The sequence below is a fragment of the Streptomyces cinnamoneus genome (assembly GCF_002939475.1).
Taxonomy (GTDB): Bacteria; Actinomycetota; Actinomycetes; order Streptomycetales; family Streptomycetaceae; genus Streptomyces; species Streptomyces cinnamoneus_A.
Genome location: NZ_PKFQ01000001.1, coordinates 5705130 through 5719794, shown reverse-complemented (window position 1 = coordinate 5719794; position 14665 = coordinate 5705130). Strand labels below are relative to the sequence as shown.

Annotated in this window: 15 protein-coding genes; 8 read left to right on the top strand and 7 right to left on the bottom strand. The window is 74.0% G+C overall.

Features of this window, described 5'->3' with window-relative positions; all coding sequences use genetic code 11:
- The first annotated feature begins 166 nt into the window (after window positions 1-166).
- From CYQ11_RS25415 to CYQ11_RS25400, 4 genes are all read left to right on the top strand, one after another.
- Complete coding sequence (locus tag CYQ11_RS25415; protein ID WP_099202640.1) at window positions 167-781, top strand: hypothetical protein; 615 nt, start codon at window positions 167-169, stop codon at window positions 779-781.
- The gene (locus CYQ11_RS25410) at window positions 781-1452 is read left to right on the top strand and encodes an ABC transporter ATP-binding protein (protein WP_099202891.1); all 672 of its coding nucleotides are present in this window, start codon (window positions 781-783) and stop codon (window positions 1450-1452) included. The genes CYQ11_RS25415 and CYQ11_RS25410 overlap by 1 nt, the downstream gene beginning before the upstream one ends.
- Window positions 1452-2204: an ABC transporter ATP-binding protein gene (locus CYQ11_RS25405; protein ID WP_099202890.1), complete on the top strand. Its 753-nt coding sequence runs from the start codon at window positions 1452-1454 to the stop codon at window positions 2202-2204. The genes CYQ11_RS25410 and CYQ11_RS25405 overlap by 1 nt, the downstream gene beginning before the upstream one ends.
- A gap of 102 nt (window positions 2205-2306) precedes the next feature.
- Complete coding sequence (locus tag CYQ11_RS25400; RefSeq protein ID WP_104651089.1) at window positions 2307-4952, top strand: FtsX-like permease family protein; 2646 nt, start codon at window positions 2307-2309, stop codon at window positions 4950-4952.
- 25 nt (window positions 4953-4977) lie between these two features.
- Here CYQ11_RS25400 and CYQ11_RS25395 read toward each other — a convergent pair whose 3' ends face one another.
- From CYQ11_RS25395 to CYQ11_RS25370, 6 genes are all read right to left on the bottom strand, one after another.
- On the bottom strand, window positions 4978-6354 hold the full coding sequence (locus tag CYQ11_RS25395; RefSeq protein WP_099202639.1) for a sensor histidine kinase: 1377 nt from the start codon (window positions 6352-6354) through the stop codon (window positions 4978-4980).
- Between the two features lie 2 nt (window positions 6355-6356).
- Complete coding sequence (locus tag CYQ11_RS25390; RefSeq protein ID WP_099202638.1) at window positions 6357-7040, bottom strand: response regulator transcription factor; 684 nt, start codon at window positions 7038-7040, stop codon at window positions 6357-6359.
- Between the two features lie 433 nt (window positions 7041-7473).
- A complete protein-coding gene (locus CYQ11_RS25385; protein WP_099202889.1) occupies window positions 7474-7857 on the bottom strand; it encodes a fluoride efflux transporter FluC in 384 nt (127 codons plus the stop codon).
- Window positions 7858-8073: 216 nt separating this feature from the next.
- Window positions 8074-8694, bottom strand: coding sequence for a phosphatase PAP2 family protein (locus tag CYQ11_RS25380; protein ID WP_099202637.1), 621 nt, complete (start codon window positions 8692-8694; stop codon window positions 8074-8076).
- Between the two features lie 161 nt (window positions 8695-8855).
- Window positions 8856-9788, bottom strand: coding sequence for a M48 family metalloprotease (locus tag CYQ11_RS25375; protein WP_099202636.1), 933 nt, complete (start codon window positions 9786-9788; stop codon window positions 8856-8858).
- Entirely contained in the window at window positions 9788-10171 is a 384-nt protein-coding gene (locus CYQ11_RS25370; protein WP_099202635.1) for a BlaI/MecI/CopY family transcriptional regulator, read from the bottom strand. Before CYQ11_RS25370 ends, CYQ11_RS25375 begins: the two co-directional genes overlap by 1 nt.
- A 100-nt stretch (window positions 10172-10271) precedes the next feature.
- Between CYQ11_RS25370 and CYQ11_RS25365 the strand changes: the two genes are divergently transcribed.
- The 4 genes from CYQ11_RS25365 to CYQ11_RS25350 are packed head-to-tail and all read left to right on the top strand — an operon-like array spanning window position 10272 to window position 13683.
- Window positions 10272-10952 (top strand): DedA family protein, encoded by a 681-nt coding sequence (locus tag CYQ11_RS25365; RefSeq protein ID WP_181143783.1) that lies wholly within the window; start codon window positions 10272-10274, stop codon window positions 10950-10952.
- Window positions 10949-11644 (top strand): phosphatase PAP2 family protein, encoded by a 696-nt coding sequence (locus CYQ11_RS25360; RefSeq protein WP_099202633.1) that lies wholly within the window; start codon window positions 10949-10951, stop codon window positions 11642-11644. The genes CYQ11_RS25365 and CYQ11_RS25360 overlap by 4 nt, the downstream gene beginning before the upstream one ends.
- Window positions 11645-11653: 9 nt before the next feature.
- The gene (locus CYQ11_RS25355) at window positions 11654-12316 is read left to right on the top strand and encodes a response regulator transcription factor (protein ID WP_099202632.1); all 663 of its coding nucleotides are present in this window, start codon (window positions 11654-11656) and stop codon (window positions 12314-12316) included.
- The gene (locus CYQ11_RS25350) at window positions 12313-13683 is read left to right on the top strand and encodes a sensor histidine kinase (RefSeq protein ID WP_398780966.1); all 1371 of its coding nucleotides are present in this window, start codon (window positions 12313-12315) and stop codon (window positions 13681-13683) included. The genes CYQ11_RS25355 and CYQ11_RS25350 overlap by 4 nt, the downstream gene beginning before the upstream one ends.
- Here CYQ11_RS25350 and CYQ11_RS25345 read toward each other — a convergent pair.
- Window positions 13664-14506 carry a COG4705 family protein gene (locus CYQ11_RS25345; protein WP_099202631.1) on the bottom strand — a complete coding sequence of 281 codons (843 nt, stop codon included), beginning with the start codon at window positions 14504-14506 and terminating at the stop codon, window positions 13664-13666. The two genes, CYQ11_RS25350 and CYQ11_RS25345, sit on opposite strands and share 20 nt — an antisense overlap.
- Between the last annotated feature and the right edge of the window lie 159 nt (window positions 14507-14665).

Here is a 14665-nt window from a genome sequence, read left to right as displayed (position 1 = left end):
CGGGCACGCCAGATGTGCCCGCGGCCCCCGCACGCGCGGGGTCGATCGTTAACCGGGCGTTAACCGGGCGCGGTGCGGGCGCTGGCCGTAGGGCTTCTAGCGTCGAGAACAAAGGCGAAATCCGCGGCGGTGAACCGGCCGCCGCCCTCGCCGGGAGGTGTCGACCATGCGTCGTCCGTTCGCCGCCGCCGCGGCCGGCCTGATGCTCGTTGCCGGGGCCGGGGCTGCGGCCTGTTCCTCGTCGTCATCGCCACCGCACCCGTCCGGCACGCCCGCGCCGTCCTCTTCGGCGCCGGCTCCCGCCGAGTCGAATCCGCCCGGTGACATTCCTGACACGCAGGTGTTCGTGCCGTGGTCGCCGCCCGGCGGCGGGTTCACGGTGAAGGTGCCGGAGGGGTGGGCCCGGACCGCCCAGGGGGCGGTGACGGTGTTCACCGACAAGTTCAACAGCGTACGCGTCGAGCGCGTCCCCGCCACGGCGGAGCCGACCGTGAACTCGGTGCGTACAAAGGACCTTCCGGGGATCCGCGCCGCGAGCAGCCACTTCTCGCTGGTCAAGGTGACCGATGTCCAGCGCTCGGGCGGCACGGCGGTACTGGCCGAATACCGGGCCGACTCCGCTCCCGACCAGGTGACCGGCAAGCGCGTCGCCCTCGACGTGCAGCGATATGTGTTCTACAAGCCGGACAAGGGTGAGGCTGTGGTGACGCTGTCCGGCGCGGTGGGGGCCGACAATGCCGACCCCTGGCGGACTGTCACGGACTCCTTCCGGTGGTCGTGATGGCCGCGGTGACCGGGCCCGTGCTCAGCGCCCGTTCCCTGTACCGGTTCTTCCGGGTCGGGGAGGAGGAGACGTTCGCGCTCCAGGGCGTCGGGCTGGATGTCCGGCGCGGCGAGACCGTGGCCGTCACCGGGCCGTCCGGGTCGGGCAAGACCACGCTGCTGAACTGCCTGGCCGGTCTCGACGAGCCGGACGGCGGCACCGTGCGGGTCGTCGGCGAGCGGCTCAGCCACCGCGCCGAACGCGAGAGGGGAGCCATCCGGGCCCGGCACATCGGGGTGCTGTTCCAGACGGGCAATCTGCTGGATCACCTCACCGTGCGGGACAACATCGCGCTCGTGCAGCGGCTGGTGCCGGCCAGGGCCCGCGTGGCGCCGCAGGAACTCCTGGACCGCGTCGGCATCGGCCGGCGTGCCGGGGCCCTGCCCGGACAGCTGTCCGGAGGGGAGGCCGCCCGGGCGGGCCTGGCCGTCGCCCTCGCGAACGCGCCCGACGTACTGCTCGCCGACGAACCCACGGGCGAGGTGGACGCGGAGACCGAACGGCGACTGCTGGCGCTGCTGAGCGAGCGCGCCGCCGCCGGGACCGCGGTCGTCGTGGTCACCCACAGCCGTGCCGTGGCGGGGGCCGCGGACCGGGTACTGCGCCTGAGGGACGGGAGGTGGGCGTGATGGCCGCCCCGGACACCGTGAACCCGAGGCGGGCGGGCGACACCGGCACGCCGCTGGTCGTATGCGAGAACGCGGCCCGCACCTACGGCAAGGGGCCGGGCGCCGTCGTCGCCGTGCATGGCCTGACCTGCGCGGTTGAGCCCGGCACCCGGGTCTGTGTGGTCGGCCCGTCCGGCTCGGGCAAGTCCACCCTGCTGCATCTGATGGCGGGCCTGGACCGCCCCACGGCGGGCCGGGTGAGCCACCCCGGCCTCGGCGGCGAGCACGCCGAGAGCCTGGCCCGGCACATCGGGGTCGTCTTCCAGGGGCCGAGCCTGCTGCCCCCGCTCACCGCCGCCGAGAACGTGGCGCTGCCGCTGCGGATCGACGGCGTACCGGAGGGCGAGGCGGACACCCGGGCGTACGCCGCGCTGGAAAGCCTCGGCCTTCAGGCGCTGGCGCCCCGGCTGCCCGACGAGCTGTCGGCCGGCCAGGCCCAGCGTGTCGCCGTGGCGCGGGTGCTGGCGCGTCGGCCCCGCCTCGTCCTGGCCGACGAGCCGACCGGGCAGCTGGACCGTGCCACGGGCCGTCAGGTGCTGTCGGTGCTCCTGGGCGCGGCCCGGGAGCTGGGGGCGGCGGTGCTGGTGACGACACACGATCCGCGGGTGGCCCGCGAGTTGGACGTCCGCTGGTACATGGCGGACGGCTGCCTGGTCCAGCCGGACGCGGAGGCGGGCCCGAATCCGCATCCGGCTGGACGGGCCGCGCCATGAACACGGACCGGCGGGAACCGGCCCCGGCCGCGCTCCCGCCGCGGCAGGCGGTCGGAGGCCTCTGTCGGCCGCGCTCCAGTGACGCCGAGGAGGAGAACGGCGATGATCAGGATTTGGCTGGCCGGCCTGCTGCGGCGGCGGGGTGGACGACTGCTCGGCGTGGCGGCCGGGGTGGCCACGGCGGTGGCGCTGCTGGCGGCGCTGGGCGGCTTCCTCGGTGCCACGCGGGCGACGATGACCGCGCAGTCCGTGCGCGGGGTAGTCACCGACTGGCAGGTGCAGGTGGCGAGTGGCGCCGATGCCCGCTCCGTGCTGACCACGGTGCGGGGGACTCCGGGCACGCGCGCGGCGCTTCCCGTCGGATACGCCGACACCAGCGGCCTGAGCGCCATCGCCGGCCGCACCCACCAGACCACCGGCCCCGGCGCGGTGCTCGGCCTCCCGGCCGACTACCGCACGACGTTCCCGGGCGAGATCCGGGTGCTGGCCGGGCGCGGGGACGGGGTACTGCTGGCCCAGCAGACCGCCGCCAACCTGCACGCGGCACCCGGCGACACGGTGACCGTCGGGCGAGCCGGGCTGCCGCCGGTCACGGTACGTGTCGACGGGGTGGCGGACCTCCCCCACGCCGACTCGCTGTTCCAGAAGGTCGGTGCCCCGCCACAAGCACAGCCGGCGGCGCCCCCGGACAACGTCGTGCTGCTGCCGCAGGCACGCTGGCACGCGGCCTTCGACCCGCTGGCCAAGAACCGCCCCGATCTCGTCCACGACCAGATCCACGCACGGCGCAGTCACGCCCTGCCGCACGACCCTGCCGCCGCCTACACGGCGGCGACCGGCAGCGCTCACAACACGGAGGCGCGACTGGCCGGGACCGGAGTGGTCGGCGACAACCTCGGTGCGGTCCTGGACGCGGCCCGCTCCGACGCCCTGTACGCCCAGATGCTGTTCCTCTTCCTCGGCGTGCCCGGCGCGGTGCTGGCCGGGGCGCTGACCACGGCGGTCGCCGGAGCGGGCGCCACACGCAGGCGCAGGGAACAGTCCCTGCTGCGCACACGCGGCGCCACTGCCGGGCGGCTGCTCGCGCTGGCGGCCGCGGAGGCCGGGATCGTCGCCGTCGCCGGCGGCGCGGCCGGACTGGGCGTCGCGGCGCTGCTGGGACACGCTGCCTTCGGCACGACGGGCACCTTCACCACCGGATGGGCGCTGGCCGCACTCGCCGTCGGCGCGGCCATCGCCGGCGGCACCGTGCTGCTGCCCGCGCGCCGGGACATCAAGGCCGCCACCATTGTCGCCGGGCGGGCGACGGTGGAACGGCGCCGGGTGCCACGTGCCGCGTGGTGGGTCCTGGCGGCCGGGCTGCTGGCCGGGTCGCTGGCGGTCTTCCGTATCACCAGCCGCACCAACTACGCCTTGGTCCTGGCGCCCGAGGGCACGCCCACCCTGTCGGTGAACTACTGGGCGTTCGCCGGCCCCGCCCTGCTGTGGACGGGCGGGGCACTGCTGGTCTGGCTGCTGGTGGACCTGGTCCTGCGGCGGGGCCGGCCGGCGCTGGCCAGGCTGCTGCGGCCGGTGACCGGGCCCCTGTCCGGCACGGTCGCGGCCGGCCTGTCCCGGCAGCGAGGCACCGTGCTCCGGGCCGTGGTGCTGCTCGCCCTGGCGGTCGCCTTCGCCGCCTCGACCGCCGTCTTCAACTCCACCTACCGTCAGCAGGCCGGAGTCGACGCGGTCCTCACCAACGGCGCCGACGTCACCGTCACCGAGACCCCCGGCACCACCACGGGCACGGCCGACGCGGCCAAGGTGGCGGCCCTGCCCGGCGTGCGCGGCGTGGAACCGCTGCAGCATCGCTTCGCGTACGTAGGGCCCGACCTGCAGGACCTGTACGGGGTGCGGCCCTCCACTGTCGTCGGGGCGGGCCGGCTCCAGGACGCGTACTTCTCCGGCGGAACCGCGCGGCAGCTCATGGACCGCCTGAGGCACCAGCCGGACGGGCTCCTCGTCAGCGCCGAGACCGCCAAGGACTTCCAGCTCCGTCCCGGTGACCAGGTCCGGCTCCGGCTCCCCGACAGCCGCGCCCACCAGCTGCGCCCCGTCGCGTTCCACTTCGTGGGCGTCGTCAAGGAGTTCCCGACCGCTCCCAAGGACAGCTTCCTGGTGGCCAACGCCTCCTACGTGGCCCGTACGACCGGCAGCGGCGCGATCGGCACGCTGCTGGTCGACACCGGAGGCACCGGCCAGCAGGCCGTGGCCCGGCACGTCCGGTCCGCGCTCGGCCCCGCCGCCCACGTCACCGACCTTCCGTCCGCCCGCACGGTGACCGGCTCCAGCCTTACCGCCGTCGACCTGGGCGGACTCACCCGGGTCGAACTCGGTTTCGCCCTGGTCATCGGGGCCGCAGCAGGCGGCCTGGTGCTCGCCCTCGGTCTCACCGAGCGGCGGCGCACCCTGGCGCTGGCGTCCGTGCTCGGCGCCCGGGGACGGCAACTGTCCGGGTTCGTGTGGAGCGAGGCCGCACTGGTCGCGGTGGCGGGCGCCGCCGGCGGCGTCCTCCTCGGCTGGGCCCTGTCCCACATGCTCGTGAAGGTCCTGTCCGGAGTGTTCGACCCGCCCCCGGCGGCCCTCGCTGTGCCGTGGGGCTACCTCGCCGCGCTCGCCGCAGCGGTCGCGGCGGCCCTGGCCGGTGCGGCCTGGACAGCGGTACATCACGCCCGACGGCCACCGCTGACGGAGCTGCGGGAGCTGTGACAGCGCCCGCCCCGGCGGCAACCTGTCACAGGGCGGGCCCGTCCCCTCCACCGGCGACCAGCCAGGTGAAACGCGGGTGCGGGGCTCTCCGGGAGAGCATGAGCCGTCCGCCCTCCGCCTCCGCCAGGGAGCGGGCGAGCGCCAGCCCGATCCCATGACCGCCGTCCCCGCCGCCGACGTCGCCGTCGTCGGCGCCACCGGCGCCGCGCCGCCGGGCGAAGACGTCCTCCCCCTCGGGCGGCCCGGGCCCCTCGTCCTCCACGTCCACGGCGAGCACCCCCGCCGCCTCCCTCGCGGTGACGGTCACCGTGCCGCTGCCGTGGGCGAGCGCGTTGGCGAGCAGCACGTCGAGGACCTGCCGGGCGGCGCGCGCCGAGCCGACCGCCTCCGGCAGTTGCTCCTCGACGACGACCCGCAAAGGCCGGCCCACGGCCGCCAGCTCGCCGTGCCAGCGACGTTCGGCTTCCGCGAGCAGCCCCGCCACGTCCAGGGGCGCTTGCTCCGGCAGGTCCCGGGCCAGGGCCAGGAGGTCGTCCAGTGTGGTCTCCATGCCTGCCAGCGCCTCCAGGGCGGCCCGCATCGCGTCGTGGGGGGCCGCAGGTGCGTCCGCCCCCGTCGGGCCCGGGGGGTGCGGGCCCGCACCCCCCTGCTCGGTGGCGAGCGCGCTCTCCAGCTCCAGCCGCGCCCGGGTCAGCGCGGTGCGCAGCTGGTGAGAGGCGTCCGCGCTGAAGGCCCGCTCGCGGCGCAGCAGTCCCCCGATGCGTTCGGCGGCGCGGTTGAGCGCGACCGCGACCTCGTCGGCCTCCGGAAGGCCCGACGCTGCGGCCCGGGCCGCCAGATCACCGCTCTCCAGCAGGACCGCCGTCGCGGCCAATGCCTCCAAGGGGTGGGCAAGGCGTCTGCTGGACCGGATCCCCAGCACGGCACCCACCCCCACCACCAACGCCGCCAGCGCGAGCATGCCCGCCCACGTCAGCGCTGCCCTGCGCAACGGCCCATCGGCCGGTGCACCGGCACGCACCACCGCCCGCACCCGCTCGCCCGAGCCCACCGGCACCGCTGCCACCAGCCGGTCACCCTGCAGGCGCGACGCGGCCCGGCCCGCCAGCGCCTCGCGCACCGGGCCGTCCCCGCGCGCGGGCCCCGCGCCGGTGACCAGGCGTGCCCCCTCGTCGTACACCCCCAGCCAGGTGCCGGCCTCGACGCGCGGCAGCTCCATCGGATCGCGTGGATGGTGGACGTCCGCCGGCACGGTCACGGCCACCCGATCGGCCAGCTGCTGCAGCTCGCGTACCTCGTCCTGCCGGTACAGCCGGAGTGTGGCCACCGCCAGGGGTACGGCGAACAGCAGCACCGCGCACACCACGGCCACGACTACGGCCCGCAGGATACGGCGGCGCACGGTCAGTGCTCCCCGGGAGGTTCGAGCCGGTAGCCGAAGTGCCGCAGGGTCGTGATCCGCACCGGGTCACCCAGCTTGCGGCGCAGCGCGGCCACATGGACGTCGAGCGTCTTGGTGGAACCGAACCAGTTCTCGTCCCACACGTCGCTCATCAAGTCCTCCCGTCTCACCGCCCGGCCGGCGGACACGGCCAGCCGGACCAGCAGGTCGAACTCCTTGGGCCGCAGCTCCACCTCCCCGGCCGGGGTGAGGCAGCGCCGCGCGGTGCGGTCGATCAGCAGGTCACCGTGGCGGATCCGGTCCGCGCCGCCGTCCCGGCCGGGCGAGGCACGCCGCAGATGGGCGGCGATCCGCGCCTGCAGCTCGGCCAGCCGGAACGGCTTGGTCAGATAGTCGTCGGCGCCCGACTCCAACGCCTGGATCACGTCCATCTCGCCCGTACGCGCCGTCAGCACCACGACCACCGCCCCCGGCAGGCGCTCCCTCATGCTCCGGCACAGCTCGAACCCGTCCGCGTCCGGCAGGCCGAGATCCAGCAGCACCAGCTCGGCGGGCCCCCGGGCAGCACGCTCCAGCGCCGCAGCGCCGTCCGGGCACCACTCGCTGTCGTGGCCCTGGGCGCGCAGCGTCGCCGTGAGCCTGCCTCCGATGGCGTCGTCGTCCTCGACGATCACAATCCGTGCCACGTCATCACGCTAACAAGGTGACGGGCGGCGGCGTGGTGACCGCTTTGCGCCCGCGAGCCTCGCCGCCGGGGTGCGGGCCCGGAGGACGAGGCGCCGTTCCGGTCCCTGGTGGGCCACCGTCCTCCTCGATCCGGTCCGGGCCGGCGCGTAAGCGGGCACACGGCGTCTGCCCGCGCCATGTGCCGCACTGATCGCTCGTGCGCTCGGTGCGGTTTGCCGGTCCGTTCGGCCTCCTCCTGGTCGGTGATGACGCGGGTGGTGACCGTTGCCCCGGTCAGGCCGGCTCCTCACATACGCCCTTGGCGCGTTCGTCCACGCCGTTCTCATTCGGGCAGTCCGCCACTGCCGGGATCCCGATCCGCGTGCCGGTGGTGCCAGGTGTCGTCCTCCCCGACGAAGACCGTCACTCGCAGCGAGCGTCCTGTCAGCCTCGTCATCGCTTCCTCCAGCCGATCGCTCGACGCGTCACGGCCGCGGCCGCCCACACCGCCGCCAGCGCGGCGCACAGGGTCGCGGCCAGGTAGACCAGGCCGAGGCCGGCGCGGCGGCCGTCGGCCAGGCGCAGGATGTCCACCACATAGGTGGAGAAGGTGGTGAAACCCCCGAGGCCCCGGTGCCGAAGAAACGGCCGCACCAGCCGGTGCGCCGCCCACATATCCGTGATCACCACCAGGAACACCCCGATGACCGCACAGCCGATCACGTTCACGACCAGGGTCGTCCAGGGGAAAGCGCCGCTCACGGTCGGGCACAGCAGCGACGCGCCGTACCGGGCCGCCGCCCCGACGCCGCCACCCAGCGACACCGCGCACACCATCGGAAACCAGCCACCCGGCAGCCACCGCGGCCGCCCGGACCGGGACGGCTCAAGGTCCGGGGCGATGGCCTTGTCGGCCACACGGCGGCAGGATGAGGGAAGCACCGGCGGGCAGCCGTCTGCTCGTCCGGACCGTTGCGTGATTCCTCAGGCGCGGGTGGGCCAGGTATGCACTACCGAGGGGCCGGCCTCGGTGTCCGCCGCGTGCGTACGTGGTCAGGTGGCGAGGAGCAGCGGTCGGGCCGGCCCGTTGCGCAGCCTGGAGACGGCCGGGGCGGCCAGGCGGCTCGCGATCGCCACGACGGCGACGCCGACGGCGATCCCGACGACGGCTCCTACGAGAACGTCGTGGGGGTAGTGGGCGCCGACGTAGACGCGTGAGGCGGCCATCAGTACCGCCGTCGGCATCGCGAGGGCGGCCAGGCGCCGGTTCACCAGGAGCAGTCCGGCCGCCACGGCGAAGGCGACGGTGGTGTGGTTGCTGGGGAAGGCGTAGTCGTTGGCGGGCGGGCACGCCTCGATGAGGAAGTCGTGGGGCAGTGCCCGGCAGGGCCGCGACTCCTGGAAGACGGACTTGATGCCGTCGTTGACCAGGTAGGCGATGACGACGGCGAACGGGGTGATCAGCGCGGCGGCCATGGTGCGGGCGTCGCGGCGGCGGGCCAGCCACCAGCCGGCGAGCAGAAGCGCTCCGAACAACGCGATGCCGTACGTCGTGTAGGCGGCCACTGGTCCGTTCAGCCAGTGCGTCCGGTGCGCGAAGTCGGTGACGTCGGTGTACAGGCCGCCGTCTATCGCGGCCCCGTCGAGGCCGTTGGGGCCGGAAGCGGTGCTCATTGTCTACAGATTCCCGTCGTGCGGAGGGTGTGGTCCCGTGGGGCTGCTGGAAGCCGCCGCGCGCGGGTGGGGGCCGGGAGGCGACGCCCGGCGAGCGTCTACACGCCGGTAGACGATAGCGGCAGCGGAACGGTTCCACACGTCCGGGCGGGGCCCGGTGATCAGTGAGCGGCTTCACCCTGGGCGACTTCCACGTCGTGGTGGAAGGCGACCAGGCTCGCCACCGAAGCGCCGGCAGCAGTGGCGGCGCACAGGGCGAGGAGTACGGCGATCCAGGGAGCTGCCCGGTGCGCCCGGTGCCGGGGTCCGGCAAGAAGGGCGGCGACGCGGCGCGGGACGGGTCCGGTCGTGGCCGCCGGGGTGACGACCGGCCGCCCGGGGCGGTGGGCGCCGGCGGCCAGCGCCGCGCGGGCGATGGCGCGGGCGGTCAGACGACGGTCGCCGACGGCCGCGGCGGCGGCTTCGTCGGCCGCGCGCTCCGCGGCGAACCGGATGGATGCGCGAACGGTGCGTAGTGCGGGGTGGCAGTGTGCGGCCAGCTCGGCCACGGCGAGGAAGTAGTGGTGGCGGCCGGCGTTGTGGGCGCGTTCGTGGGCGAAGAGGACCTCGCGTTCGGCGGGGCCGAGGCTGCGGATCATCGCGGTGGTGACCACGACACGGGCAGGCCATCCGGGCAGGGCGTAGGCATCCGGGTACGGGGAGTCGATGACGCAGAGGTCACCCGCGGCCGGCCGGCGGCCGGCTTCGGCGTGCGCCGCGCGCAACGCCTTGGCCTGCCGGAGGGCGGAACGGGTCAGCGTCCATGCGCCGACGGCGAGCAGACCGACGGAGGCGGCGGCGAAAGGTACTGCCACGGCGTCCCACGGCGTACGCAAGGGGTGGATCAGCTCGCCGTAGGCCGCGAGAACGGGCAGCTTCAGCAAGCCCGTGAGCACGAGGGCGCCCAGCGCCGTCAGCGAACCGCCGGCCAGCGCGACCGCGGTGAGGGTCAGCACCCACAGCGCGGTAACAGGAGCGAGGCGCCGTTCCGCATGCGTCGCCAGTGCCGGCACGGCGAATGGGAGCAGCAGCGGAAGCAGCAGCAGGACGGTCATCACTCTTCCGACTCCAGCAGATCCCTCAGGAGCCGCTCGTCGTCGGGGCTGAGCCCTTCGACGAACCGGGCCAGGACCATCTCGCGGTCCTCGTCCCGGTCGAGCTCGCTGTGCATGCGCAGGGCCCTCAGCCCGGGGGCGTCCTGTACGGGGAAGTAGGCGTAGCCGCGCCCTTGCCGCCGGCGGTCGACTATGCCCTTCTCGTACAGGCGGGTCAGGGTCGTGGTCACCGTGGTGCGGGCCGGGTCGTGGGTGAGGCCCGCCTGCACCTCGGCCGGCGTGAGGGGGCGGTCCGCGGCCCAGAGGGCGGCCAGGACACCGGCCTCCAGCTCGCCCGCCGGCCGGCGCTCGTCCTTCGCGTTCGTCTTGGAAACGTTCCTCACCCCGTTGTCGTCTACAGCACAGTAGACCGTCTATATGCTTGTAGTCAGTCGGGGTGCCGTGCCGGCCGCCCGCTCGTCCATTATGAAAGGGCCCGCGACGATGTCCGCACCCTTGTTCGCGACGGCTTCACCGCTCGCCGTCAACGTCCTCGACGCGCAGTCGCTCCTCGCGGCCTTCGGCGTGCTCGGCGTCGGCATCGTCCTGTTCGCCGAGACGGGACTCCTGGTCGGCTTCTTCCTGCCCGGCGACTCGCTGCTGTTCACCGCCGGACTGCTGTGCACAGGCTCTTCGGCGGCCACGGGCGTGCACCTGTCACTGGCACCGCTGCTGCTCGCGGCCGTCGCGGGCACCCTGGCGGGCTCGCAGTGCGGCTACCTCATCGGCAGGAAGGCCGGCGGCACCCTGCTCGCCCGCAGCCGCTCGGCACGCCTGCACGAGGGAGCCCAGCGGGCCGAGGCCCTCCTCGAACGGTACGGAGTCGGGAAGGCCATCGTGCTGGCCCGGTTCGTGCCCGTCGTCCGCACGGTGCTCAACCCCATGGCCGGCGCCCTGGGCGTGCCGGCGCGCTCCTTCACGGTCTGGCAGGTGACCGGCGGGCTGCTGTGGACGGTGGGCCTGACCTTGGGCGGCTACGCGCTGGGATCCTCCATCCCGAACGTCGACCGCTACCTCCTGCCCATCGTCGCGCTGATCGTCGCCGTCTCGCTGCTGCCGCTCGCCGCCGAGCTGTACCGGTCACGCCGCGCCGCTGCCGCGCAGAAGAACGGGGCGGGCGGGTGAGGGGACCCGGCCGCGCGGGCTTCGTCGGTCTCGCGGCCCTGGCATGCTTCGCGCTGCTGGCGGTGGCCGTCGTCCTGCGGAACGGCACCCCACTGCCGGCGGACGTCTCCCTGCTCTCGTGGGCCGTCGGACACCGCCCGGACACAGCGGTGACCGCGGCACGGGATGTGACCAGCACCGGGACGGACGCGGTCCCGTACCTGCTGGCCGCTCTGGCGGGCGTCATCGCCGGGCGCACAGCCCGGCAGAGGCTCCTCGCGGCGGCCGCGAGTCTGCTCTGCCTGGGGGCGGGGCAGGCTCTGCGGCAGGCCGTACTGCACCTCGTGGCCCGCTCGCGTCCGCCGGTGCCGGACCGGGTGACACACGCGTCGGGGTGGTCGTTCCCCTCCGGCCACGCCACCACGGCGGCCATCACGGCCGCGCTGCTCATCACTGCGGTGATGCTGCGCTCACCACGCGGCCGCTACGTCATCGCCGCGGTGATCGGCTGCTGGGGCGCCGCGGTGGGGCTGACGCGCGTCTATCTCGGAGTCCACTGGTTCAGCGACGTCATCGGCGGCTGGCTCTTCGCCCTCGCCTGGTTCACGGCGTGCCTCTGGGCCGCTGCCCGGTGGCTTCCCCCGGCCGTCGTCCCCAAGCGGGCGGAGAACCTCCGCCGCCGGCACGAGCGGGTCCGGCCCACCGGCCCCTGAGGAGAGAGCGTGCAGCACGTCATCCTGGTCGTCGAGGACGACCACGCCCTGCGGGACGTGCTGCTGCGCGGCCTGCGCGACGAGGGATTCGCGACCGTGCCCGCGCAGAACGGCGCCGGCGCCCTGCGCCTGGCCGGTGACTCCGTCGACGCGGTGGTCCTGGACGTCGGCCTGCCCGACGCGGACGGACGGGACGTGTGCCAGGCGATGCGGGCCAACGGGTTCCTCTCACCGGTCATCTTCCTGACCGCCCACCACCGGCTCGCGGACCGCCTCGGCGGCTTCTCCGCCGGCGGTGACGACTACCTGCCCAAACCCTTTCATCTCGCGGAGCTCGCAGCCCGGCTGCGAGCGGCGCTCAAGCGCACGGGCCGGCCGGCGCCGGCCTCCACGGGAGATCTGGTGCTGGACCCGGTGCGGCACGGCCTCTCCGTGCGCGGCTGCGAAGTCGCTCTCACTCCGACGGAGTTCCGCCTGCTGGCCGCGCTCATGGCCTCGCGCGGGGACGTCGTGTCCAGACGTGCGCTGGTCCGGGCCGGCTGGCCCGAAGGAGCGCAGGTCAGCGACAACACGCTGGATCAGTACCTGAGCCGGTTGCGGCGCAAACTCCGGGAAGCGGGCAGCGATCTGACGGTCCGTACCGCTCGGGGAATCGGGCACCGGCTGTCGTGACGGCGCTCTTCCGGGCCGCCCGGCCCCACAGCCTGCGCGGCCGTCTCTCGCTCGTGGCCGTCGCGACGGCGGCCCTGGTGATGGTGGTCCTCACCGTAGCGTTCAACACTGTCGTCCGGCACCACCTCGCGAGGCAGGCCGACGACGAACTGCGCACCCGTGCCGCCGCCGTGGCCACGACCGTGGACACCGGCAGCCGCCCGGTGCGGGTACGGGAAACAGCGGACGACGCGCTGCTCGACACCAACGTATGGATCTATGCCGAAAAGCGGCTGCTCGAACACCCTGCCTCGGCCCCGGAGGGCAGCCGCCTCACCAGGACCGCTGCGGGGCTCGCCACGTACGGGAGCGGGCGCTGCACCACTTTCCAGGGCGACACTCCCGTACGCCTGTGCGGACGGCCCGTCGGAGACGGCCCTCCCGGATCCCCGCCGCGCGCCGTCGTCGTCACAGCCCTGGACCTGTCCCTCTACCGCGCCTCGGCCGACACCATGCTCCTCGCCTCCCTCGCCCTGGGAACCGCCGTCCTCGCCTGCACCTACGCCCTCACCCGTCTCGCGGTGGGACGGGCCCTCCATCCCGTACACGTGATGACCGACCAGGCCACCCGGTGGAGCTCCGTCGCCTCCGACGAGCGCTTCAGCGCCACCGCCCGCCCTGTGGAACTCTCGCGGCTGGGCGCTTCCCTGGACGGGCTGCTGGACCGCATCCGCGCGGTGCTGCGGCACGAGCAGCAGCTGACCCGGGAACTGTCGCACGAGCTGCGCACGCCTCTCGCCCGCATCATCGCCGAGCTGGACTGGTGGCAGGCCCGCCCCCGTTCGACGGCTGACACCCGCGCCACGCACGCCAGGCTCGCGGACGCGGCCCGGTGCATGCGGACGATCTGCGACACCCTCCTCCACGACGCGCGCGACGGCGCCCGGACCGCCCCCGGCACCGCCGGCGTTCCACCCGTCCTGCGGGACCTCGTGGACAGGCTCCCCGGGAACGAAAGGGCGAAAGTGACGGTCACCTGCCCCGAGGAGCTGACGGTGGGTGTGTCCGCGGCCCTTCTCGAACGGGTCGTCAGTCCTCTGCTCGACAACGCGCTGCGCTACGCGCGCTCCCGCGTCCTCATCAGCGCCGCGCACCGCCCTGGCGGCGTGTTCGTGGAGATCGCCGATGACGGCCCGGGCGTTCCGCACTCCTTCACCGCACACCTGTTCCAGCCGGGCCGGCGCGCGGCTGCCGACGACGGGCACGACGGAGCGGGCCTCGGCCTGCCGCTCGCACGGCGCCTGGCCCGCTCCGCCGGCGGTGACGTACGCCATGAGGTCCGGCGCACACCGGGCGCGGCTTTCGTGATCAGCCTGCCTGCGGGGTGAGACTCTCCCGCGCGGTCACATCCCGCCGCGTCACCGTCAGAAACACGACCAAGCCTGTGATCACGGCCAGGAACAGCCCGCTTGTGGCGACCGTCCCCAGGCCCAGTCCTCCGTCGGCGGCCGGCTGGGAGAGGTAATCGCCGACCGAGGCGCCGAGCGGCCGGGTCAGGACGTACGCGATCCAGAAGCTCCACACGGCGTCCAGGCCCAGGGCGTAGTGCGCCACCGCGACGGCGGCGATGGCCAAGGCGAACAGGCCCGCGGAGAGCCAGTAGCCCAGGGCCATGCGCTCGGCGACCAGATCACCGGCGGCGGTGCCGAGGGCAAAGGTGCACAGAACCGCCGCCCAGTAGAAGGCCTCTCGGCGCGTGGTGTCCACGTGGTGGATGGACAGGGTCCGCTCGCTGCGGTACCAGACGGCGAACACCCCCACCAGCGCGGCGGCGAACACCGCAGTGCTGACCTGGAGCGGCACGCCCATATTGTCGGTCAGGTTGTCGGTGATCAGCGTGCCGACGACGCTGACCAGGGCCACGACGAGCCAGTAGAGACCGGGGCGGTAGGCCCTGACGCGGAACTGCACCACGAGCGCGACCACCAGCAGCGCGCTCATCAGCAGCGACACACCGGACAGGCCCAGGCCGAGATTGCCGTTCAGCAGGTCGGCCGCGGTCTCGCCGACCGTCGTGCACAGCACCTTGATCACCCAGAAGTACACGGTGACTTCAGGGACCTTGTTCCATCGGCGGCCGGGGCCGGCGCCCGGCGCAGGGGCAGTGTGCGTTGCGAGGGTCTCGGCGGTTTCGGAGATCTCTGGGGTCATGGGCCCGACCGTGCCACCTCCAACCTGAACGCATCCTGACCACAGCGCGGTTCTGCCACCACACCGGCCCGGGGCACAGGAACATGACGGCCATGCGCCATGACGGATCTCCGCCACCTCCCCCATCCGCCCCGACCGGACCCGGCTCACGGCGGACCA